Source organism: Stenotrophomonas sp. STK16_22, assembly GCF_051984505.1.
In the GTDB taxonomy this organism is placed as follows: Bacteria; Pseudomonadota; Gammaproteobacteria; order Xanthomonadales; family Xanthomonadaceae; genus Stenotrophomonas; species Stenotrophomonas maltophilia_A.
Genome location: NZ_CP196972.1, coordinates 4,737,501 through 4,757,983, shown reverse-complemented (window position 1 = coordinate 4,757,983; position 20,483 = coordinate 4,737,501). Strand labels below are relative to the sequence as shown.

Here is a 20,483-nt window from a genome sequence, read left to right as displayed (position 1 = left end):
ACAAAAGAGCGTCCTGATCGCTTCGGGGTTCATCCACGCATTGCGTGGATCTACGCGATCAGTACCAGGCCATCGGGGAAAACGATCGCCGCTTCATCAGCGCTCACGTCGAAGAAGCCCACACCGTGCTTCTCGGCCAGGTCCTGCACGCGGCCGTGCGCACGTTCGGCCACCGAATAGGCGAACGCGCCGTAGATCACCTGACTACCGATGCTGTACTCGGTCACCTCGGCACGTTCGTCATCGTCGTTGCTCAATGGGCCGTTCAACGGCGGGAATTCCTGCGCCATCTCCGCAAACCACGCCTGCAGCGCCGGGCTGCTCACCGCCGGGTCGTCGTACTCGTGGCGCTCGTTCCACTGCGTCTGCTTCTCGAACCAGGCAATGAAGGCCGCCGCCTCACGTGGAGCGGTGCTGGCCTCGAACACCATCATGTCGTAACTCATTGAACCGTCCTGCGGGCGTGGTGAAAGGCTGCCGGGCGTCGCCCGGCGCTAGTGCTCATTATCAGGCCGATGCAGTGTTGGCATCCGCCAGCCCCGGCGCCAACGCCTTCGCCTCCGGGAACAGCGCGAAGCGCAGGCCGATCAAGCCCATCAGCGCCTCGTCGCGCGCCTTGCAGGCGGCCACGCTGCCGACCCGGCCCAGCGAGGTATCCAGCCGCTCGCGCAGCGCCTCGGCCGCCACAATCGGTTTGCGCGCGGCGATCTGACGGCGGTAATGCACGGCGATTTCTTCGAGGATGTGCTCGACCGCTTCGCGGCTGCGCTCGGGCAGTTCCAGCCGTGCGCGACGCAACTGCAGGATGTTCAGGCCGATGCGCGCCTCGTTGAGCATGTCCACCGAGGCGATATCGCTGCCCTCGGGCGTCGCTGCCAGGCGCGGTGCGAGCAGGCCCAGCAGGTCGAGCATGCGTGCGGCGAAGCGCTGGCGGTCCTGCTGGCCACGGCCTTCGGCGGCCTCGGCCAGCGTGGTCCAGCCCTGCCGCACCAGCCGGCGTGCGGTCCACTCGGCACCCACCGAACGGAACAGGCGGGTCATCACCACCGCAAAGCCAATGCCGATGAACATCGCAATCGACGAGTTGAGGAAGGTCTGGATGTTGGCGCTGTAGGTGTTCTGCAGGCTCAGCAGCGCGGCCAGGTTCACCGTCAACGGCAACGCGAACAATGCGCTCTTGGGGTGGTGCAGCATCAAGCCCAGCGGCAGGAACGCCACCGCCAGCACCAATGCCAGCAGGCCGAAGTCGTGCACCGCCGGGAACACGCCGAACAGGTACACGCCAGCCACCACCGAGGCGACCATCGCCCACACCAGGAACGACACCATGCTCGGTGCCGGGTCGTCCTGTGCAGCGAAGAATGCAGCGGTCACCGCGGCCATCATCGCGCCGTTGCCACCACCTTCCCAACCCAGCGCGATCCACAGCACGCAGTAGCTCATCAGCGCCACGCCGGCACTGAGCGCGGAGAACAGCGCCATGCCGTAGTCGACGTGCTTGTCGGCGGCCACGCGTTCGGTGCGGATGCGGTAGTGCGCGCGGTCCAGCGGCGCGGTGCCGTGGTCGATCGCGTGCTGCAGGGTGCGGCAGTCCTGCCACAGGTCCACCAGCTCCTCCAGGCGCAGCAGCAGGCTGGCCAGCTGCAGGTGCTGCAGGTCGCGGTCCACCTGCGGCTTCAGTGCGCTGATGCGCGCGCGCAGGCGGGCGTACTCGCTGGCGTTGGTCGGCCCATCCAGCCAGTCGTGGATGTCGTCGACCAGCGCCGGCAGCCCTTCCGGCAGGGCCTGGCCATCGCTGCGCAGCGCGCTCAGGCGGTCGGCAATCGACGACAGCACCGGCAACAGCAGCAGCATGCGCTCGCGCAGGCGCTCCATCGACACCGCCGAACCGGCATGGCGCGGATCATCGCGGCGCAGGAATTCGATCAGCGCCTCGAACTGCACCAGGTCGGCGGCCAGCCGGTTGCGCGGCGCATGCGCGCGGCCACGTTCAAGAATCTGCCGGCACCACTGCGCGGCGTCCTCCATCCAGTTGCCGATGCGCGCGCGCAGCATCGGACGCACCGAGGCCGGGAACAGCAGTGAGGCGAACAGTACCGCGACCACCGTGCCGAGGATGATCTCCTCGCTGCGCGCCACCACGGTGTCGAAGATGGTTTCCGGCGAGGTCACCGCCGGGAAGCCGATGAAGGCCGTCGTGTAACCGGCCAGCAGGAACGCGTAGCCACGCGGGCCGCGGTTGAGCAGGGCCATGAACAGGCAGCCGGCCAACCAGATCGACATCGCCGCGCTCAGCACCAGCGGCGATTCCACCAGCGCCGGCAGCACCAGCAGGGTGGCCAGGCCGGCCACCAGGGTGCCGACGATGCGGTACACGCCCTTGGCCCGGGTTGGGCCCAGCAGCGGCTGGCTGACGATGTACACCGTGCCCATCGCCCAGTACGGGCGCGACAGGTTGCCGGCCATGGCGATGTACAGCGCGGCCACCGCGGCCAGGTAGGTCTTGATCGAGAACAGCCAGGCCTGGCGGTCGGTCAGCGCGTTCATGGCTTACTTCGCTGCGGTCGAGGCGTTGGGCGCGGCGGCGTTGGCCTGCCAGCCACCACCCAGCACCAGGAACAGGTGGATCTGGTCGCGCGAGACCTGCGCTTCGGCGGCCGCCAGGGTGGCATCGCTGGTGGCCAGGCTGCGGTCGGCATCCAGGCTGGACAGGTACGGCGTGCGGCCGCCCTGGTACAGCCGGCGGTTCTGCTCGGCGGCCAGCGCGGCCTGCTCCTGCGCAGTGCGCAGCGACTGCAGCCGGCGCAGGTCCTGCGCATAGCGATCCAGCGCGGTCTGGGTCTCGCGCAGCGCCTGCAGCACGGTGTGGTCGAACTCGGCCAGGGCCGCATCGGCACCGGCTTCGGCGGCGTGGATGCGCGCGTGGGTGCCCGAGGACGGCAGCGTCCACGAGATCAGCGGGCCGATCGACCACTGCTGGGTCATCGGCGTGCCGAAGTCTTCCAGCAGGCCGGCGGCACCGAGCGAGGCCCCCAGGCGGATGTCCGGGTACAGCTCGGCGGTGGCGACACCAATCCGCGCCGTGGCCGAGGCCAGCTTGCGCTCGGCCTGGCGCACGTCCGGGCGACGCTGCAGCAGTGCACGGCCATCACCGACCGGCAGCGGCTGCGCCAGGCTGGGGGCATGTGCACAGTCGATTACACCGGCCGGCAGCTGGCCCGGGGTCTGTCCAAGCAGGGCGGCCAGCGAATAGGCGGCGGCCGAGCGCTGCGCCTGCAGCGGCGGGAGTGCAGCTTCCAGCAGCGCCACCTGGGCATTGGCGCGGGCCAGTTCCGGCGGCGTGCCGCGGCCGGCCGCGATCAGGCGCTCAGTGACCGTGCGGCTGCGCTGCTGCAGCTGCAGCGAATGCTCGGCCACGTGCAGTTCGTGGTTGGCGTGGCAGATTTCCAGATAGCTGTCGGCCACCTGCGCGACCACGCTGACCTGGGCCAGATCGCGTGCCGCAGCGACCGACTGCTCGTCGGCACGGGCCGCTTCGGCGCCGCGCTTGAGCTTGCCGAACAGATCGAACTGGTAACTGACCGCGAACTTGCCATCGGCCAGGTTGATCACCGGCAGCTCGTGCTCCTGCAGGAACGATTCGGCCGACAGCTGTGCGCGGCTGATCCCGGCCTCGGCCTCATACTCGAAGCCACCGGCGTCCAGCGCCTGTTCGTATACCGCCGCGGCACGGCGCAGGTGCGCATCGGCGGCCTTCAGTTCCACGTTGTCACGCAGCGCCTGGGTGATCAGGCCATCCAGCACCGGGTCGTTGTACAGCGACCACCAGCGGTCGGGCAGCGCCTGGTTGGCGGCGATCTGCGGGTTCTGGGTATCGATGAAGGCGGCATTGGCCTGCGGACGCTTGAACGCCGAACCTTCCGGCAATGCATAGTCCGGGCCGACGGTCCTGCACGCGGCCAGGCTGGCCAGCGCGACGATCAGGCCGAGACGGGGCAGGGCGGCGTTCACAGGCCCGCCTGTGTCGGCGCGGTGCCGGCCTTGTCGTTGTGCGGATGGCGGCCGGTGTCCACGGTCACCGTGGCGGTGCGGCCGGCGATCAGTTCCACGCCCTTGGGCACCTCGTCGATGGCGATGCGCACCGGGATGCGCTGGGCCAGCCGCACCCAGTCGAAGGCCGGGGTCACGTTCGGCAGCAGGGTGCTGCCATTGCTGCGGTAACGGTCCTCGATGCCGGCGGCGATGCTTTCGACATGGCCACGCAGCGGGGTCGATTCGCCCATCAGGCGGATGTCCACGGCTTGCCCCGGGGCCACGCCACGCAGGCGGGTTTCCTCGAAATAGCCATCGATGCGGAACGAGCCCGTATCCAGCAGCGCCAGCACCGGCTTGCCGGCCACCACGTAGTCGCCCACGCGCATGGTGCGGTCGTTGACCCGGCCATCGGCCGGTGCGCGCACCTCGGTGCGCCCCAGGTTGAGCTCGGCCAGGTCGACCGCGGCCTGTGCGGTGGCCAGCGCGGCCTGTGCGGCCTGCAGCTTGGCGCGGCGCACTTCGGCGTCCTCGGCGGCGACCAGGTCCTGCAGGCTGCGGTCACGGCCGATCTCGCGGCGCAGCTGTGCCACCGAGGCCTGGCGCTCGCCCAGGCTGGCCTTGGCCTGTTCCAGCGCGATGCGGTAACGGGCACGGTCGACCACGAACAGCAGGTCACCCTTCTTCACCGCCTGGTTGTCGGCCACCTGCACCGTTTCCACCAGCCCGGATACGTCCGGCGCCACCTGCACCACGTCGGCGCCGACATGGGCATCGCGGGTCCACGGCTCATCCATGTAATAGACCCACAGCTGGCGCAGCACCAGCAGGGCGACGATCACGGCTGCGCTGGTGAGCAGCACCGGCAGGGTCTTCTTCACGATCTTGTTCACGATTGCATCCAACGCAGGAGGTGGAACAGCAGGCCCAGCACGATTCCGTACAGCGCCAGGTTGAACAGCGCCGGGTGCCATACATGGCGATAGGCGCCGGCACGCTGCAGCAGCGCGTGCAGGCCGCTGTTGACCAGATAGGCCAACAACATCAACCCGAGCAGGGTCGGGACGAACACTCCGTGGAGACTGAATTCACCGGGCATCGGTAGGGGGCGGGGGCGAGGTGGGGGAGGGGGAGGAACAACGAAACAACAGCAACGGGCAAAAGCCGCTGGCGTGTGCACGGCAGCGGCGGTATTCGGGGGCAGCGCTCTTACGTGATGCGGTCGGCGGCCTCGGCCAGCAGGCGCCATGCCTTCAGCACGGCGTGCAGTTCATCCATGGAAAGCTCGCCGAACACGTCCTGGCGCAGGCCGATCAGCTGGTCTTCCAGCTCGCTGACCAGCGCGTGTCCCGCGTCGGTCAGCCACAGCAGGTTGGCGCGGCGGTCGCTGGCGTCGCTCTCGCGGCGGACCAGGTCGCTGGCGCACAGCTTGTCCAGCAGGCGCACCAGGGAAGGCCCTTCCATGCCCAGCTGCTGGGCCAGCGCCACCTGGCGGATGCCACCGCCGGAGCGGCCGATCATCAGCAGCGGCATGGTGCAGGCGGTGGAGATGCCGTAGCTGCCGAGCCGGCTGTCGGCCAGGCGCTGCCACTGCCGCCCTGCGTAAAGCAGGCCGGAGCTGAGCTGCATCTGCAGCACGGTGCGTTCGTCGAGGGGTCGGTCCATAAGAGATAGATAGGATACTACTAATTTCATTCCTATCAATGGGTTTTTATGAATGGGCGGGGTGTAGTGAGGAAAGCGTTGCGCCACGTTGCTACGGGTAGGGCAGCGGGGGCCGGGCGGGGCAGGACACGCCGTGAACCCCCCTCCGGGGTCCGGCCCAGCCGCTGGCGGCTGGGCGTTCGGGCGCTTGCGAGGCATGCCTCGCAAGCAAGCGCCCTCACCCTTGGGGGCTCGGCCGCGGCTTGCTCGTGTGCGCGTCCTGCGCACACGGCAAGACCGGCGTTGGGCGTCCTGCCCAACCCGCCCGAGGCATGCCTCGGGCCCATGCCGCGGACGGTCCTGCCCCGCCCGGCCCCCGCTGCCTTCCCATCCCCCCGCGAGCGCGGTGGGTTGGCTCTTGGAAGCAAGAGCAGAAGCAGTGCGGACCAACGGTCCGCACCCACCAAAGCACAAAACACCACAGCAGCGGCGCGCCGCTTCCGAAGCCATGAACCCCCGCTTTTGCCCCCGCTTTCAGGCGGTCCGGTCGCGCCCGCAGGACACCGCCAGGGAGTGGGAGAGGGGGCTGCGCAGGACCGTTGGCGCCATGGATGGCGCCATCGAGCCCCCATGGACGGGTTTACGGCGTGTCCTGCGCTGCCCCCTCTCCCACTCCAAACCGATAGCAACGACGCGCCAACAACGACCCCCGATGAACCGTCCCAACAGGACGACCCACCCCCCGGTCGGGTACGATGCTCGCCCCCCGTTCGGGACGCTGTACGCAATGAGCAAGAACAACGAAAAGGCCGCCCCGCAGGGCGACGTGACCCAGGACCAGGCCGAGGATGCCGTGCGCACCCTGCTGCGCTGGGCCGGTGAGGACCCGTCCCGTGAAGGCCTGCTGGATACCCCCCGCCGTGTCGCCGAAGCCTATGGCGACTGGTTCAGCGGTTACCGCGACGACCCGCGCGCCTACATGGAGCGGACCTTCGAGGAAGTGGCCGGCTACGACGAGCTGATCGTCCTGCGCGACATCGAGTACGAAAGCCACTGCGAGCACCACATGGCCCCGATCATCGGCCGCGTGCACGTCGGCTACCTGCCGGCCGGCAAGGTGGTGGGCATCAGCAAGCTGGCCCGCGTCGTTGAAGCCTACGCCCGCCGTTTCCAGGTGCAGGAGAAGATGACCGCGCAGATCGCCCAGTGCATCCAGGATGTGCTGCAGCCGATCGGTGTCGGCGTGGTCGTCGAAGGCGCCCACGAATGCATGACCACCCGTGGCATCCACAAGCGCGGCGTCAGCATGGTCACCTCGAAGATGCTGGGCAGCTTCCGCGACGACGCGCGTACCCGCGCCGAGTTCCTGCGCTTCATCGAAGTGGGCGGCAAGCGCTGAGCCGCTTGCCTGCACCCCGCCGGCCGCTGCGGGCCGGCATGCCCACGGCTGCCCGCGCGGCAGCCGTGCGTGGCGGCTCGTCCCTGTCAGCCCAACAGACCTCTTTCGCTGCATGAAGCATCGCGAACGCATCTCCCGTTACCGCCATCTGCGCGAACAGCCCCAGTGGAAGCTGCTCGCCGCCGACCACGCTCCGGAAATCATCGGCCTGCTGCAGGGGCTGCTGATGGACGGCGAGCGCACGCTGTCGTCGTCGGTGCTCAACGAGCGCCTGCAACGTGCGCTGGACCAGCTCAACGGCGACGAACTGTCGCGCGACCTGCCGCGTACCGCGCAGGCCTACATCGCGCACTGGCTGGCCCAGGGCTGGCTGGAACGCCGTCTGCCCGAAGGCGCCGACCAGGAGCAGTACGAGCTGGCGACCGCGGCACTGCAGGCGATCCGCTTCGCCGACGGCCTCGAGCAGGCCCGCGTGGCCGCCACCGAAAGCCGCCTGGCGCTGGTCATTGAGCAGCTCTCGGCGCTGGCTGCGCAGACCGAAGCCGATCCCGATGCGCGCCTGTCCGCGCTGCACGACGAGCGTGACCGCATCGATGCCGAAATCGCCCGGGTCGGCACCGGCCGCGTGGTTGCGCTGGACGGCAAGCGCGCGCTGGAACGCACCCGCCAGATCATCGGCCTGGCCGACGAGCTGACCGAGGACTTCCGCCGCGTGCGCGATGACTTCGAGCAGCTCAACCGCGATTTCCGCGAACGCATCATCGACGACGAGGGCGAGCGCGGCGATGTGCTGTCGCAGCTGTTCGAAGGTGTGGATGTCATTGGCGAAAGTGACGCCGGGCGCAGTTTCCAGGCCTTCTGGCGCCTGCTCAACGACGCCGAACAGAGTGCCCAGCTCGATGCCGCGCTGGAAGCGGTGCTGGCGCGCGGCTTCGCGCGCCGCCTGGACCGCAACGAGCGCAACTTCCTGCGCGGCTTTACCAGCACCATGCTCGAGCGCGGTGGCCAGGTGCACGATGTGCTGCAGAACTTCGCGCGCAGCCTGCGTGGCTTCGTGCAGAGCCGTGGCTACCTGGAACAGCGCCGCCTCAACCAGCTGCTGAAGCAGGCGCAGTCCGAAGCACTGGCCCTGCGCGACGAGTTCCCCGCACAACGCGGCATCGGCCGTGACCTGCAGCTGACCACCAGCCGCCTGCGCTCGTGGTCGCAGTGGAGGCTGCACGATCCACGCAGCGCCCAGGTCGATGGCAACGTCGAGTATAACGACGCGGCCGCGATCAGCCTGGAAAGCGTCGGCGATCTGGTCGCTTCGTCCGAAATCGACTTCCGCACCCTGCGTCGCGACCTGCACGACCTGCTCGATGCACAGCCGCGGCTCAGCATCGCCCAGGCCCTGTCGCAGCGCGAGGCGCCGCAGGGTCTTGGCAGCGTCATCGGCTATCTGTCGCTGGGCACGCGCTTCGGCAACGTGGTCGCCGGCGAGCAGGAGCTTGCCGAATGGCGTGGTGGCGACGGCCAGATCCGTCGCGCCCGCATCCCGCTGGTTTGGTTCACCCAGGAGAGACGCCATGAGCTGGCATGAAGATCCCATCGACGCAGCGCAGGCCGACGTGGCGGAAGACGCCTACGAAGCCGAGCCGGTGGCGGCCGTGGCGCAGCCCCGCCGTGGCAACGACGTGTACTACCTCGGCGATACCGGGCGCCTGCCGCTGGATGCGCGCCGTGCGCTGTGCCAGCTGCTGATCGGCCCCAGCATCGACCAGCTGCGCCACGCCAAGCTGTGGCCGGCGCTGATCCGCAGCGAGGCGGCCATCCGCTCGTCGCTGGCGGACCTGTTCCTGGAACTGGTGCTCGACCGTGACAGCGGCGTGGCGTTCACCCGCCAGGCCGATACCGAAGACGTGGATGCGCCGGTGCTGCTGCGCACCTCGCCGCTGACCTTCATCGATTCGGTGCTGCTGCTGTACCTGCGCCAGCAGCTGGCCGAGGCCGATGCGCGCGGCAACCGCGCGGTGGTCGCCGACGCCGAGATGGCCGAAGCGCTGGCCATCTACGAGAAGAACCTGTCCACCGACCGCGCCGGCTTCAACCGCCGCGTCGCCTCGGCGGTGCAGAAGATGAAGGACAACCACATCCTGACCCGCCTCAGCGGCCAGGAAGACCGCCACGAAGTCTCGCCGGCGCTGAAGCTGCTGTTCTCCGCCGAAGACGTGTCCCAGCTTTCGGCGGTGTACCGCCAGCTGCGCGAAACCCCGGCCGCCGAGGCCTGAGAGACCCGACCATCGCATGGCTATCTCCAAGCACACTCCCGCACTGTTCAACGAAGGCCTGCCGGACCCGCGCCTGCAGCAGTTCCGCATGCGCCGCCTGCAGGTGCACAACTGGGGCACCTTCAACGGCCTGACCGAAGTGCCGATCGCCGAGCGCGGCTTCCTGTTCGTCGGCCGTTCCGGCTCGGGCAAGTCGACCCTGCTCGATGCCATGTCCGCGCTGCTGACGCCGCCGGCCATCGTCGACTTCAACGCCGCCGCGCGTGAAGCCGAGCGCAGCGGCCGCGACCGCAACCTGGTGTCCTACGTGCGTGGCGCGTGGGCTGACCAGCAGGACAGCGGCACCGGCGAAATCGCTACCCAGTACCTGCGCAAGGGCGCGACCTGGACCGCACTGGTGCTGGAGTACCGCGCCGGCGATGGCCGCGTGGTCAGCCTGGTGCGCCTGCTGTGGATCTCCGGCAACGGCACCTCGGCCGGCGACGTGCGCAAGCACTACATGATTGCCGAGCGCCCGTTCGACATCGCCAAGGATCTCGGCGGCTTCGATCTGGACCTGCGCAAGCTCAAGCAGAAGCTGTCCGACCTGCACCACTTCGACACCTTCTCCGGCTACGCCGAGCGCTTCCGCGACCTGCTCGGTATCGACAACGAAATGGCGCTGCGTCTGCTGCACAAGACGCAGTCGGCGAAGAACCTGGGCGACCTCAACGTCTTCCTGCGCGACTTCATGCTCGACACGCCGAAGACCTTCGACGCCGCCGAGCGCCTGGTCAGCGACTTCGCCGAGCTCGATGGCGCGCACCAGGCCGTGGTCACCGCGCGCCGTCAGGTGGAAACCCTGCTGCCGGCACGCGCCTACTACAACGATCTGAAAGAGATGCACCGCCAGCGTGGCGACGACGAAGCACTGAAGCTCGGCGTCGACAGCTTCCGCGAAAGCCGCCGCCAGGCGCTGATCGAAGCGCGCCTGCGCGAGATGGACGTGCGTGACCGTGGCCTGCTCGGCGAAGAGGCCCAGCGCCGCGCCGCGCTCGACAACCACACCGAGCGCCTGGCCGAACTGGAACTGCAGCGCCGCCAGCAGGGCGGTGAGCGTATCGAGGAACTGGAGCGCGAGCAGGGCCGCGCCGAAGCCGAGCGCGACCGCCGCAAGGCCAAGCGTGACCAGGCCCAGGAGGCGGCACAGCAGCTGCAGGCCGAACTGCCCGACGATGCCCATGGTTTCGCCGAGCTGGTCGAGCGCGCGCAGAACGAACTGCAGGACCGCCAGCGTGCCTCGGCAGCACTGGACGATGCGATCAGCGATCGCCTCGGCGGCAAGCGCGATGACGAGCGCCGCTTCGGTGAAGTGCGCAGCGAACTCGAAGCGATGCAGCGCACGCCCTCCAACATCCCGGCGCCGATGCAGAAGCTGCGCGCGCGCCTGGCCGAGGAAACCGGCATCGCTGAAGCGGCGCTGCCGTTCGTCGGCGAGCTGATCCAGGTCCGCTCGGAAGAGCAGGGCTGGCAGGGCGCCATCGAGCGCGTGCTGGGCGGCTTCGCGTTGTCACTGCTGGTCGATGACAAGCACTACAACGACGTCGCCGAGTGGGTGAACCGTACCCACCTGGGCATGCGCTTCACCTACTACCGCGTGCGCCGCAACGATGATGCGTTCGCGCGCGAGCCGTCGGCGAAGTCGCTGCTGCACAAGCTGGAGCTGCGCGAGCATGTGTTCGAAAGCTGGCTGCGGCGCGAGCTCGGCAAGCGCTTTGACTACGAATGCGTGGATGCCAAGCAGCTGCGCAACGTCGACCGTGGCATCACCCGCGAAGGCCAGGTCAAGCATCCGGGCGACCGTTTCGAGAAGGACGACCGCAGTGCGGTGGGCGACCGTCGCCGCTGGATCCTCGGCTTCAACAACCACGACAAGGTGGGCGCCTTCGAGCGCGAAGCGCAGGAACTGGCCAAGCGCATCGCCAGCTGCGAGACCGACATCGCGCGCCTGCGCGGCCAGCGTGACCGCGACAACGAACGTCGCCTGGCCTGCCACGAGCTGGTCAGCATCAGCTGGAACGAGATCGACATCGCTGCCCCGCAGCAGCGCCTGACCGATATCGAAGCCACCCTGCGCGACCTGCGCGAAGGCAATGCCGATCTCGCCAAGCTGGCCAAGCAGATCGACGCCGTGCGCGCCGACATCGAACAATCCCGCCGCACCTATGAAGACGTCCGTGTCGAGCGTGGCCAGCTGGTCAAGGAACGTGATCGCCTCGACCGCGCCCGCCAGCAGAGCCGTGCGCTGGTGCTGCCGAGCCTGGCCCAGGAGCAGGAAGCCGGCCTCGCCGAGCGCCTGCAGGAGCAGGGCCCGCTCAGCCTGGAAACGCTGGAAGCGCACATGCGCCAGGTCAGCAACGCGCTGAACGAGCAGCTGTCGTCCTCGCAGCAGGACCTCAACCGCATCGAGAACCAGCTGATCGGCTGCTTCCGTCGCTTCATCCAGCAGTGGCCGGAGGAATCGGGCGACTTCACCGTCTCGGTGGCCTCGGCCGAGGACTTCCTCGCCCGCCTCGAACGCCTGGAGCGCGATGGCCTGCCGCAGCACGAAGAGCGCTTCTTCGATCTGCTGCAGAACCAGAGCAAGAACAACCTGCTGGCCCTGCAGCGCCACAGTGCAGAGGCACGCAAGTCGATCGGCCAGCGCCTGGACGAAGTGAACGCCAGCCTGGAGCAGGTGCCGTTCAACCGTGGCACGCTGCTGACCATCGAACTGAGCGACCGCCGCCTGCCCGAAGTCGGCGAATTCCACCTGCAGCTGCGTGAGGTGCTGTCGCAGCAGCAGACCGAGCAGCGCGAGCTGGCCGAGTCGCAGTTCACCGTGCTGCGCCAGCTGGTCAACCGGCTCGGCTCGCAGGAAGGCGAGGACAAGCGCTGGCGCGAGCTGGTGCTGGACGTGCGCATGCACGTGGAGTTCATCGGCGTCGAGCTGGATGCGGAAACGCGCCAGCAGGTCGAGATCTACCGCAGCGGCGCCGGCAAGTCCGGCGGCCAGCGCCAGAAGCTGGCTACCACCTGCCTGGCGGCAGCGCTGCGCTACCAGCTTGGCGGTGCCGACAGCCAGCTGCCCAGTTACGCCGCGGTCGTGCTTGACGAAGCCTTCGACAAGGCCGACAACGAGTTCACCGCACTGGCGATGAACATCTTCGACAACTTCGGCTTCCAGATGGTGGTGGCCACCCCGCTGAAGTCGGTGATGACGCTGGAGCCGTTCATCGGTGGCGCCTGCTTCGTCGAAATCAGCGGCCGCCACGACTCCGGCGTGCTGCTGATCGAGTACGACGAAGAAGGCAAGCGCCTGAAGCTGCCCGAGCGCAGCCGCCAGCAGGCCAACGAACCGGAAGAAGCCGAGGCCTGACCCGGCCGATTGAATGGGAATGCCGGCCAGCGGCCGGCACTACCCATGGGCGGGGTTCATGACCCGGTAGTGCCGGCCGCTGGCCGGCAACCGCACTCACGCTCCGCGCAACGTATCCCACGCCATCCGCGCGATCAGCACCACCACCAGCCCCACGAACAGCTTGCGGATGAACGGCGTGCCGCCCTTCAGCGCCAACCGCGTGCCCACCACCGAACCGATGATGTTGGCCGCCGCCATCGGCAGCGCGAACAGCCACAGGATGTTGCCGGTCGGCACGAAGAACGAGATCGCTGCAACATTCGTCGCCAGGTTCACCACCTTCGACGCGGCCGACGCGCGCAGGAAATCCAGGCCGAAGAAGCGCACGAACAGGAAGATCAGGAAGCTGCCGGTGCCCGGCCCGAAGAAACCATCGTAGAAGCCGATCGCCGCACCGATCGCCAGCGCGATCACCAGCTCGCGGCGGCCGACTTCCTGCGGCCGGTGCAGCGCGCCGAAGTCCTTTTTCCACAACGTGTAGGCCAGCATCGCGATCAGCAGCACCAGCACCAGTGGGCGCACCGCGTCCTTGGGCAGCAGGCTCACCGCGGTGGCCCCGGCGAAGGAGAAGATGAAGGCGGTGCCGGCCGCGAACAGCACCGGCTTCCACGGGAAGCGCACGTTGCGCGCATAGCGCCAGGCAGCCGCACCGGTGCCGAACATCGAACTGAACTTGTTGGTACCGAACAGCATCGCCGGCGTCTGCTGCGGCAGCACCGTGAACAGGCCGGGCAGCTGCACCAGGCCACCGCCACCCACGGCGGCATCCACAAGGCCGGCGATGAAGGCGATCACCACCAGCCACCACAACTCAGGGGGAACCAGTTCCAGCACGGCGATCAATCAAGGTGGGGGCGCGACAGCATACGCCTGTCCTGCTTCAGCTGGCCCGTGCCGCGCGTGGATCAATCCGCGCAACCCGGCGACAATGCCGGCATGAGCCGAAAGCCCGCCGATCCCTGTCCCTGTGGCCTGCCCGCCGACTATGCCGCCTGCTGCGGCCGTTTCCACGCCGGTGAACCCGCGCCCGATGCCGAGCGCCTGATGCGTTCGCGCTATAGCGCCTACGTGCGCGGTCTGGCTGACTACCTGCGCCAGAGCTGGCATCCGGACACGCGTCCGGCCGAGTTGTCGCTGGATGATGCGCCCGGCCAGCGTACCCATTGGCTGGGCCTGACCGTGCACGAGCACACCGTCACCGGTGCTGACAGCGCCGATGTCCGCTTCACCGCGCGCTATCGCATCGGCGGCGGTAGTGCGGTCAAGATGACCGAACACAGCCGCTTCCAGCGCATCGACGGCCGCTGGTACTACCTCGACGCGGTCTGAGCCTCAGCCGCCACGCACGGCCAGCACGCGCTGACCGCCGTGCGCGTGCACCTGGTTGCGCCCCCCGTCCTTGGCCACGTACAGCGCCTGGTCGGCGGCCTTGACCACTGCCATCGGGCGCGGATCCACATGGCTGTCGGCCAGGCCGATGCTCACCGTCACCTGTACCACCTGGCCGCTGCCACCGCGTCCGCGCTGCTGGCGGCCGGCTTCGTCATCGCGGCTGCGGGTGCTGCGGTCGCGCAGCTGCATGCGGGTCTCCTCGATGCTCTGCCGCAGCGCCTCCACGGCATCCATGCAGGCCGCCGCAGGGCGGTCCAGGAACACCACCGCGAACTCCTCACCGCCATAGCGGAATGCACGGCCACCGTCGCCCACCCGCGCCAGCCGCGAGGCCACCAGGCGCAGTACATCGTCTCCGGTGTCGTGGCCATGGGTGTCGTTGAATGATTTGAAGTGGTCCACGTCCACCATCGCGATGCTGTAGGTGCCGCGTGCCCGCTGCAGGGTCTCGTTGAATGCCCGGCGTCCGGGCAGGCCGGTCAGCTCATCGCGGAAGGCCATGTGGAAGGACTCCTGCAGCATCGCACCCAGCATCAGCAGCAGGGCGGCACTGCTCAGCGCCGGTAGCAGCACCGGGTGCAGGAACACCCGTGGCAGCATCCACCACAGGCACAGCAGGGCCAGCAGCATCGCCGTATGCAGTGGGCGCGGGTGCCGCCACGCCTGCCAGCCCAACGCTGCGGTCGCCAGCAGGAACAGCAGCGCCGGCAGCTGCGCCAGCGCGTTCCAGTCGGCGGGAATCCAGGCCCAGTGACGGTTCGACAGCAGATCGTGCATGCCGCGCGGCTGCTGTGTGGCTAGCAGCAGGAAGATCATCACCGCGGTGCCGATGGCAATACCGCGCAGCAGCAGGTCCTGGCGCCGCCGTCCGCGCTCCGGCCACAACGCAAGGCCGGCAGACAACAGCGGCAACCAGGCCGAGATGGCGTGGAAGCGCAGCGGTGTCAGCGTGGTGACATGGCCATTGCGCAGGTAGCCAGCGACGTCCTGGTGCAGCAGCGCGAACATCACCGCCACAACCATCAGCAGGCACAACGTGCGCACCTGGTGGTAGAGCAGGGCCAGGCCGGCACCGAGGCAGGCCAGCAGCCAGGGCAGGATGCGCTGCGCCGGGCTGGCTACGTCTGCGGTATCCAATGCGGTCCACACCACCACGGCAACCAGCACGGCAGGCAGCACGAACAGGTAATGCGCAGGCTGGCGGAGCGGATGCAGGGGCAAGCAGGAATTCCAGCGCGGTGACGACGCGGCCGCAGCATTGCCGTTAGCGGCGTTCGTGGTGGCTTCTTGAATGCGGCAGGCTCATCCATGTGAACGAAGTGACGCCGAACCATGACGTCGCACTCACCGTCCAGCGCCGATGCTGCCCACATGGACAGCGTACCCGCCGCCGTCGCTGCCCCGCAGCACGATCTCGCCCGCCAGTTCGCCCATGTACGGACGCGCAGCCTGCAGCTGGCCGCGCCGCTCAGCGCCGAGGACGCCATGCTGCAGAGCATGGCTGACGCCAGCCCGAGCAAATGGCACCTGGCTCACACCACCTGGTTCTTCGAACGCTTCGTGCTGGCCGGCTTCCCACCTGCACCGGCGCATGACCCTGCCTGGGACTACCTGTTCAACAGCTACTACAAGAGCATCGGCCCGGCGCATGCGCGGCCACAGCGCGGGTTGCTGTCGCGGCCCTCGCTGCAGCAGGTGCGCGACTACCGCCAGCAGGTCGATGCGCAGGTGCAATCGCGGTTGGCGGCGGGCGATCTCGATGAACAGGCACTGCAACATCTGCAGCTGGGCCTGCAGCACGAGCAGCAGCACCAGGAGCTGCTGCTCACCGACATCAAGCATGCGTTCTGGTGCAACCCGCTGCAGCCCACCTACCGCGAGGACCTGCAGCCTGCCACCAGCGCTGCCAGTGCGCAGGGCTGGATCGAATCACCCGAGCGCATCGTCACCGTCGGCGCCGCGGCATGGCCGCAGCAGGCCGCGTTCGCCTACGACAACGAATCGCCAGCGCACCGCGTGCTGCTCCCCGCGCACGCATTGGCCGAGCGTCCCGTCAGCAATGCCGAGTATCGGGCCTTCATCGACGCCGGCGGCTACCGTGAACCGCGCTGGTGGCTCAGCGAAGGCTGGGCGCTGCGCGAAGCCGAGGGCTGGCAGCACCCGCTGTACTGGGATGACGCCCTGCAGCGCGAGTACACCCTGGGCGGTTGGCGCGAACTGGATCCGCACGCGCCGGTCTGCCACCTCAGCTACTACGAGGCCGATGCCTGCGCCCGCTGGTCCGGCGCGCGCCTGCCCAGCGAGTACGAATGGGAAGCCGCCGCTGCGTCGCAGCCGCTGCGCGGCCATTTCGCTGACGACGACCGGCTGCACCCGCTGGCAGCGCAGGGCAGTGGAATGCGGCAGCTGTTCGGCGATGTCTGGGAGTGGACCCACAGCGCGTATGGCGCCTATCCGGGCTTCCGTCCCTTCGCCGGCAACCTCGGTGAGTACAACGGCAAGTTCATGTGCGGGCAGTGGGTGCTGCGTGGCGGCAGCTGCGCGACACCCCGCGGCCATGTGCGCGCCAGCTACCGCAACTTCTTCATGCCGCCGGCGCGCTGGCAGTTCTCCGGGCTGCGCCTGGCCAGGGACCTCACATGAGCACCGTGCATAACGCGCTGCAGGCATTGACCGATCTCACCCCCGGGCGGCAGCAGATCCTCTCCGACGTGGTGGCCGGGCTCTCACGTACGCCGCGGCAGCTGCCGTCCAAGTACTTCTACGATGCGCGTGGCTCGCGCCTGTTCGAGCAGATCACGCAGACCCCCGAGTACTACCCCACGCGCACCGAGCTGGCCCTGCTGAAGCGTGTGCTGCCGGACATCGCCCGCAGCGTTGGCCCGCGTCTGCACGTGGTGGAGCTGGGCAGCGGCAGCGGACGCAAGACCGCGCTGCTGCTGGCCGCACTTCACGACCCGGTGGCCTATACGCCGATCGAGATCTCGCGGGCCGCGCTGCTGTCCAGCATCGATCATCTGGCGCCGGCGTTGCCGGAGGTGGAGATGCTGCCGGTCTGTGCCGACTTCACCCGCCCCGTCGCCGTTCCCATGCCCGAGCGCGAACCCGCGCGACGGCTGCTGTTCTTCCCCGGTTCCACGCTGGGCAACTTTGAAGGCGAAGACGCGGACGCACTGCTGCGGGCGATGCGCCAGACGATGGGCCGCGACGGCCTGGCCCTGGTCGGCATCGATCTGCACAAGGACCCGGCTCTGATCGAAGCGGCCTACAACGACGCGCAGGGCGTCACCGCCGCGTTCACTCTCAACCTGCTGGCCCGGCTCAATCGCGAGATCGGCAGCGACTTCGACCTCGACGGCTTCCACCACCGTGCCTGCTACAGCACCGCGCGGCTGCGCATCGAAACCGATCTGGTCAGCCGCTGGGCGCAGGATGTGCATCTGGACGGCCGCACCTTCCACTTCGCCGCCGACGAACCGATCCGTGTGGAGTACAGCCACAAGTACACCGACGACAGCTTCGAGGCGCTGCTGCAGCAGGCGGGCCTGCAGGTCACGCAGCGCTGGAATGCCGACAGTCCCGCCTACGGCATGCGCCTGCTGCGTGCCATCTAGGGCGGCCGGCCAGCCGGTACCCCTTCAGGTTCTGCAGCACCGCTACCCCTAAGATGGCCGTGCAACGGCAACACGGAGGACGCCATGCCCATTCTGACCACCCTCGGCCTGGCGGCCGCTCTCGCCTCGCCCCCCGCGCTGCCTGCAGCACCGGATGCCAGCGTCGATCCGGCCTTCAGCCGCTGCCTGACGGGCCTGCAGGCCACGGCCGCCAGCCAGGGCATCAGTGCCGATCGCTTCAATGAAATCACCGCCGGGCTCACCCCGGACCCCAGTGTGCTTGGCCTGCTCGATGCGCAGCCGGAATTCACCACGCCGATCTGGGACTACCTGGCCGCGCTGGTCGATCGCCAGCGCGTGGCTGATGGTCGCGCCATGCTGGAGCAGCATCGCGACCTGCTCGATCGGGTGTCGGCGCAGTACGGTGTCGATGCCGCCACCATCGTCGCGGTCTGGGGCGTGGAGAGCGACTACGGCCGCGTGTTCGGCAAGCGCCCCCTGCTGCAGTCACTGGCCACGCTGTCCTGCGCCGGCCGTCGCCAACCCTTCTTCCGCGGTGAATTGCTGGCACTGCTCAAGCTGATCGACCGCGGCGACCTGCAGGCACAGGGCCTCACCGGTTCCTGGGCCGGTGCCTTCGGGCATACGCAGTTCATGCCCAGCACCTACGCACGCATCGCCGTGGACGGTGATGGCGATGGCCGCCGCGATCTGGTCGGCAGCATTCCCGATGCGCTGGCCTCCACTGCCAACTACCTCAAGCGCGCCGGCTGGCGCAGTGGCGAGCCGTGGAGCATGGAAGTTCTTGTTCCCGCTGGCTTCAACGCCAGCCAGGCCGGACGTACCCAGCGTCGCGCCCTGGCCGACTGGCGTGCGCAGGGCCTGACCGCGCTGGATGGCAGTGTGCTGGCTCCGGCCAACCTGCCGGCGGATGCGCGCGCCGCCCTGCTGCTGCCGGCAGGGATCAAGGGTCCGGCGCTGCTGGTGTTCCGCAACTATGACGCGATCTACAGCTACAACGCCGCCGAAAGCTATGCGCTGGCGATCGCCACGCTGGCCGACCAGCTGCGTGGCGGCAACGGGCTGGCTACCGCCTGGCCGACGGATGATCCCGGCATCGGCCGTGATGAACGCCGTCAGCTGCAGACCCTGCTGCTGGCGCGTGGCCACGACATCGGTACCGCCGACGGCATGATCGGTACCGCCACCCGTCGCGCGATCCAGTCCGAGCAGCAGCGCCTGGGCTGGGCCAACGCCGATGGGCGTGCCGGCCAGCGCATCCTGCGCGCGCTGCAGGAAGAGGCGGCCGCCATCGCACCCGCTGCGCAGAAGGCCTTGCCCCAGGCACGCTGACCGCGACATCATCGCCGCGGTCTTCAAGGAGCGTCATCGCATGCAGTCGGATCCGGACATCAGCAGCGGCCTGTATCACGGGCTGGAGGCCTGGCACGTGCGCACCCCCAGCGCGACGGCGGTCATCAGCGTGTTCGGCGGACAGCTGCTGTCGTTCATTCCCGATGGGCAGCCCGATGTACTGTGGCTTTCGCCCACGCGCGCCGAGCTGCCCACGCCCATCCGCGGTGGCGTCCCGGTGTGCTGGCCGTGGTTCGGCCGCCAGGGCCAGAACAATGATGTGCCCGCGCATGGCCTGGTGCGCACCGCGCGTTGGGAGCTTCTGCAGGCCAGCCAGAGCGATGACGGTGAGGTCGAGCTGCAGTTGGCACCTGCACCCTGCGCCGATCCCGGCCTGCGCCTGCAGATGCAGTTGCGCATCGGCCGCCAGCTGCGTCAGCAGCTCGTCACCGAAAACACCGGAACCTCGCCGGTGACCTTCACCCAGGCCCTGCACAGCTATTTCCGGGTGGGCGATGCCAACCAGATCGAGGTCGAGGGCCTTGACGGCCTGCAGTACCTGGACAAGTACGAGGACTATGCGCAGCTTCGCCTGCAACAGGGACCGTGGTCATTGCGCGATCCGCGTGACCCCGGTCGCAGCGATCGCATCTATACCGGTGCCGGCGGCCATTACGTGCTGCGTGATCCCGTACTGCAGAGGCGGATCGAGATCCGCAGCGAAGGCAGCCAGACGCTGGTGGCCTGGAATCCCGGTGCGGAGGCGGCAGCGAAAATGGCCGATGTCGGCGAGGGCTGGCGCGATTACGTATGCCTGGAAGTGGCCAACGCAGGCCCGGAGCAGATTACGCTTGCGCCGGGTGCGCGCCATCAGCTGGTGCAGACCCTGGGCAGTACCGCGCTGTAGGCGCGGGCAACGATTTCAGTTTGTCGATGCAGGTAGCAAGGACGGAAAACATGCAGGAAGCACAATGGTGGTACGCCAATGGCAGGCAGAGCAGTGGGCCGGTGGATCTGGCCGGTCTTCGCCAGCTGCAGCAGGAAGGGACGGTTACGGCGCGCACCCTGCTCTGGTGCGAAGGTATGCCCTCATGGCGGCCGTTGGCGGAACTGGAGCAGGCTTCCACCCCCGTCGAGGTGGTTCCGGCCCTGGATATCGACGCAGCCCCTGCGGTTGAGGGCATCGCGCCGGATGTCGGCGACCCGTCCGATCCCTATCGTGCACCGGTCGCTGCACCGGACAGGGCTGCGGCTGCCGGGCTGGAGGGCGAGATGGCCTTGTACGCCAGCGTGGTCGGCGGCAACTTCCCGATCTATCGCCAGCGCTGGCGGCTGGATCA

The 20,483-nt window shown here is 68.4% G+C and carries 18 protein-coding genes (1 of these 18 only partly in view); 10 read left to right on the top strand and 8 right to left on the bottom strand.

The genetic code is table 11. From position 1 onward, the window contains the following. Positions 1–50: 50 nt before the first annotated feature. The 6 genes from ACSYAO_RS21930 to ACSYAO_RS21905 form a co-directional block, all read right to left on the bottom strand. Complete coding sequence (locus tag ACSYAO_RS21930) at positions 51–446, bottom strand: hypothetical protein (protein ID WP_049462912.1); 396 nt, start codon at positions 444–446, stop codon at positions 51–53. Positions 447–507: 61 nt separating this feature from the next. After that, a complete protein-coding gene (locus ACSYAO_RS21925) occupies positions 508–2,547 on the bottom strand; it encodes an FUSC family protein (protein WP_049462913.1) in 2,040 nt (679 codons plus the stop codon). A gap of 3 nt (positions 2,548–2,550) precedes the next feature. Next, the gene (locus ACSYAO_RS21920) at positions 2,551–4,011 is read right to left on the bottom strand and encodes an efflux transporter outer membrane subunit (RefSeq protein WP_049462914.1); all 1,461 of its coding nucleotides are present in this window, start codon (positions 4,009–4,011) and stop codon (positions 2,551–2,553) included. Continuing rightward, entirely contained in the window at positions 4,008–4,925 is a 918-nt protein-coding gene (locus tag ACSYAO_RS21915) for an efflux RND transporter periplasmic adaptor subunit (RefSeq protein WP_032973896.1), read from the bottom strand. The genes ACSYAO_RS21920 and ACSYAO_RS21915 overlap by 4 nt, the downstream gene beginning before the upstream one ends. Continuing rightward, complete coding sequence (locus ACSYAO_RS21910; protein WP_010487502.1) at positions 4,922–5,131, bottom strand: DUF1656 domain-containing protein; 210 nt, start codon at positions 5,129–5,131, stop codon at positions 4,922–4,924. The genes ACSYAO_RS21915 and ACSYAO_RS21910 overlap by 4 nt, the downstream gene beginning before the upstream one ends. Positions 5,132–5,241: 110 nt before the next feature. Next, on the bottom strand, positions 5,242–5,697 hold the full coding sequence (locus ACSYAO_RS21905; protein ID WP_012481667.1) for a MarR family winged helix-turn-helix transcriptional regulator: 456 nt from the start codon (positions 5,695–5,697) through the stop codon (positions 5,242–5,244). 766 nt (positions 5,698–6,463) lie between these two features. Here ACSYAO_RS21905 and folE point away from each other — a divergent pair. From folE to ACSYAO_RS21885, 4 genes are all read left to right on the top strand, one after another. Next, positions 6,464–7,075: a GTP cyclohydrolase I FolE gene (folE, locus tag ACSYAO_RS21900; RefSeq protein WP_004141296.1), complete on the top strand. Its 612-nt coding sequence runs from the start codon at positions 6,464–6,466 to the stop codon at positions 7,073–7,075. Between the two features lie 112 nt (positions 7,076–7,187). After that, entirely contained in the window at positions 7,188–8,657 is a 1,470-nt protein-coding gene (locus tag ACSYAO_RS21895; RefSeq protein ID WP_049460689.1) for a DUF3375 domain-containing protein, read from the top strand. Beyond that, positions 8,644–9,345 carry a DUF4194 domain-containing protein gene (locus ACSYAO_RS21890; protein ID WP_005411692.1) on the top strand — a complete coding sequence of 234 codons (702 nt, stop codon included), beginning with the start codon at positions 8,644–8,646 and terminating at the stop codon, positions 9,343–9,345. Before ACSYAO_RS21895 ends, ACSYAO_RS21890 begins: the two co-directional genes overlap by 14 nt. Before the next feature lie 16 nt (positions 9,346–9,361). Continuing rightward, positions 9,362–12,742, top strand: a complete 3,381-nt coding sequence (locus tag ACSYAO_RS21885; RefSeq protein ID WP_049460686.1) for an ATP-binding protein — start codon at positions 9,362–9,364, stop codon at positions 12,740–12,742. A 96-nt stretch (positions 12,743–12,838) separates the two neighbouring features. Here ACSYAO_RS21885 and ACSYAO_RS21880 read toward each other — a convergent pair whose 3' ends face one another. Further along, positions 12,839–13,618: a sulfite exporter TauE/SafE family protein gene (locus ACSYAO_RS21880; protein WP_049460691.1), complete on the bottom strand. Its 780-nt coding sequence runs from the start codon at positions 13,616–13,618 to the stop codon at positions 12,839–12,841. Between the two features lie 102 nt (positions 13,619–13,720). On the opposite strand from ACSYAO_RS21880, the gene ACSYAO_RS21875 reads away from it, so the two are divergent. Continuing rightward, entirely contained in the window at positions 13,721–14,113 is a 393-nt protein-coding gene (locus ACSYAO_RS21875) for a YchJ family protein (RefSeq protein ID WP_049460684.1), read from the top strand. A gap of 3 nt (positions 14,114–14,116) precedes the next feature. Here the strand turns inward: ACSYAO_RS21875 and ACSYAO_RS21870 are convergent, their stop codons facing one another. After that, complete coding sequence (locus ACSYAO_RS21870; RefSeq protein ID WP_049460682.1) at positions 14,117–15,397, bottom strand: GGDEF domain-containing protein; 1,281 nt, start codon at positions 15,395–15,397, stop codon at positions 14,117–14,119. A gap of 150 nt (positions 15,398–15,547) precedes the next feature. On the opposite strand from ACSYAO_RS21870, the gene egtB reads away from it, so the two are divergent. The 5 genes from egtB to ACSYAO_RS21845 all read left to right on the top strand — a co-directional run. Continuing rightward, positions 15,548–16,819: an ergothioneine biosynthesis protein EgtB gene (gene egtB / locus ACSYAO_RS21865; RefSeq protein ID WP_049460680.1), complete on the top strand. Its 1,272-nt coding sequence runs from the start codon at positions 15,548–15,550 to the stop codon at positions 16,817–16,819. After that, a complete protein-coding gene (gene egtD, locus ACSYAO_RS21860) occupies positions 16,816–17,790 on the top strand; it encodes an L-histidine N(alpha)-methyltransferase (RefSeq protein WP_049460678.1) in 975 nt (324 codons plus the stop codon). Before egtB ends, egtD begins: the two co-directional genes overlap by 4 nt. Positions 17,791–17,874: 84 nt before the next feature. After that, positions 17,875–19,143 carry a lytic murein transglycosylase gene (locus ACSYAO_RS21855; RefSeq protein ID WP_049460676.1) on the top strand — a complete coding sequence of 423 codons (1,269 nt, stop codon included), beginning with the start codon at positions 17,875–17,877 and terminating at the stop codon, positions 19,141–19,143. A gap of 40 nt (positions 19,144–19,183) precedes the next feature. Further along, positions 19,184–20,050: a D-hexose-6-phosphate mutarotase gene (locus ACSYAO_RS21850; protein WP_049460674.1), complete on the top strand. Its 867-nt coding sequence runs from the start codon at positions 19,184–19,186 to the stop codon at positions 20,048–20,050. Between the two features lie 50 nt (positions 20,051–20,100). Then, positions 20,101–20,483, top strand: partial view of a DUF2628 domain-containing protein gene (locus ACSYAO_RS21845; protein ID WP_049460673.1) — the 5' portion only. The gene runs 391 nt beyond the window's last position; only the first 383 of its 774 coding nucleotides appear in the window; the start codon lies at positions 20,101–20,103; its stop codon lies beyond the right edge, outside the window.

Bases quoted from the DNA above. Each gene is read 5' to 3' on its own strand.
- ACSYAO_RS21910 (WP_010487502.1), bottom strand. From the start codon at position 5,131: ATGCCCGGTGAATTCAGTCTCCACGGAGTGTTCGTCCCGACCCTGCTC.
- ACSYAO_RS21850 (WP_049460674.1), top strand. From the start codon at position 19,184: ATGCAGTCGGATCCGGACATCAGCAGCGGCCTGTATCACGGGCTGGAG.
- folE (WP_004141296.1), top strand. From the start codon at position 6,464: ATGAGCAAGAACAACGAAAAGGCCGCCCCGCAGGGCGACGTGACCCAG.
- ACSYAO_RS21925 (WP_049462913.1), bottom strand. From the start codon at position 2,547: ATGAACGCGCTGACCGACCGCCAGGCCTGGCTGTTCTCGATCAAGACC.
- ACSYAO_RS21905 (WP_012481667.1), bottom strand. From the start codon at position 5,697: ATGGACCGACCCCTCGACGAACGCACCGTGCTGCAGATGCAGCTCAGC.
- egtB (WP_049460680.1), top strand. From the start codon at position 15,548: ATGGACAGCGTACCCGCCGCCGTCGCTGCCCCGCAGCACGATCTCGCC.
- ACSYAO_RS21875 (WP_049460684.1), top strand. From the start codon at position 13,721: ATGAGCCGAAAGCCCGCCGATCCCTGTCCCTGTGGCCTGCCCGCCGAC.
- ACSYAO_RS21930 (WP_049462912.1), bottom strand. From the start codon at position 446: ATGAGTTACGACATGATGGTGTTCGAGGCCAGCACCGCTCCACGTGAG.
- ACSYAO_RS21890 (WP_005411692.1), top strand. From the start codon at position 8,644: ATGAGCTGGCATGAAGATCCCATCGACGCAGCGCAGGCCGACGTGGCG.
- ACSYAO_RS21855 (WP_049460676.1), top strand. From the start codon at position 17,875: ATGCCCATTCTGACCACCCTCGGCCTGGCGGCCGCTCTCGCCTCGCCC.
- ACSYAO_RS21885 (WP_049460686.1), top strand. From the start codon at position 9,362: ATGGCTATCTCCAAGCACACTCCCGCACTGTTCAACGAAGGCCTGCCG.
- egtD (WP_049460678.1), top strand. From the start codon at position 16,816: ATGAGCACCGTGCATAACGCGCTGCAGGCATTGACCGATCTCACCCCC.
- ACSYAO_RS21895 (WP_049460689.1), top strand. From the start codon at position 7,188: ATGAAGCATCGCGAACGCATCTCCCGTTACCGCCATCTGCGCGAACAG.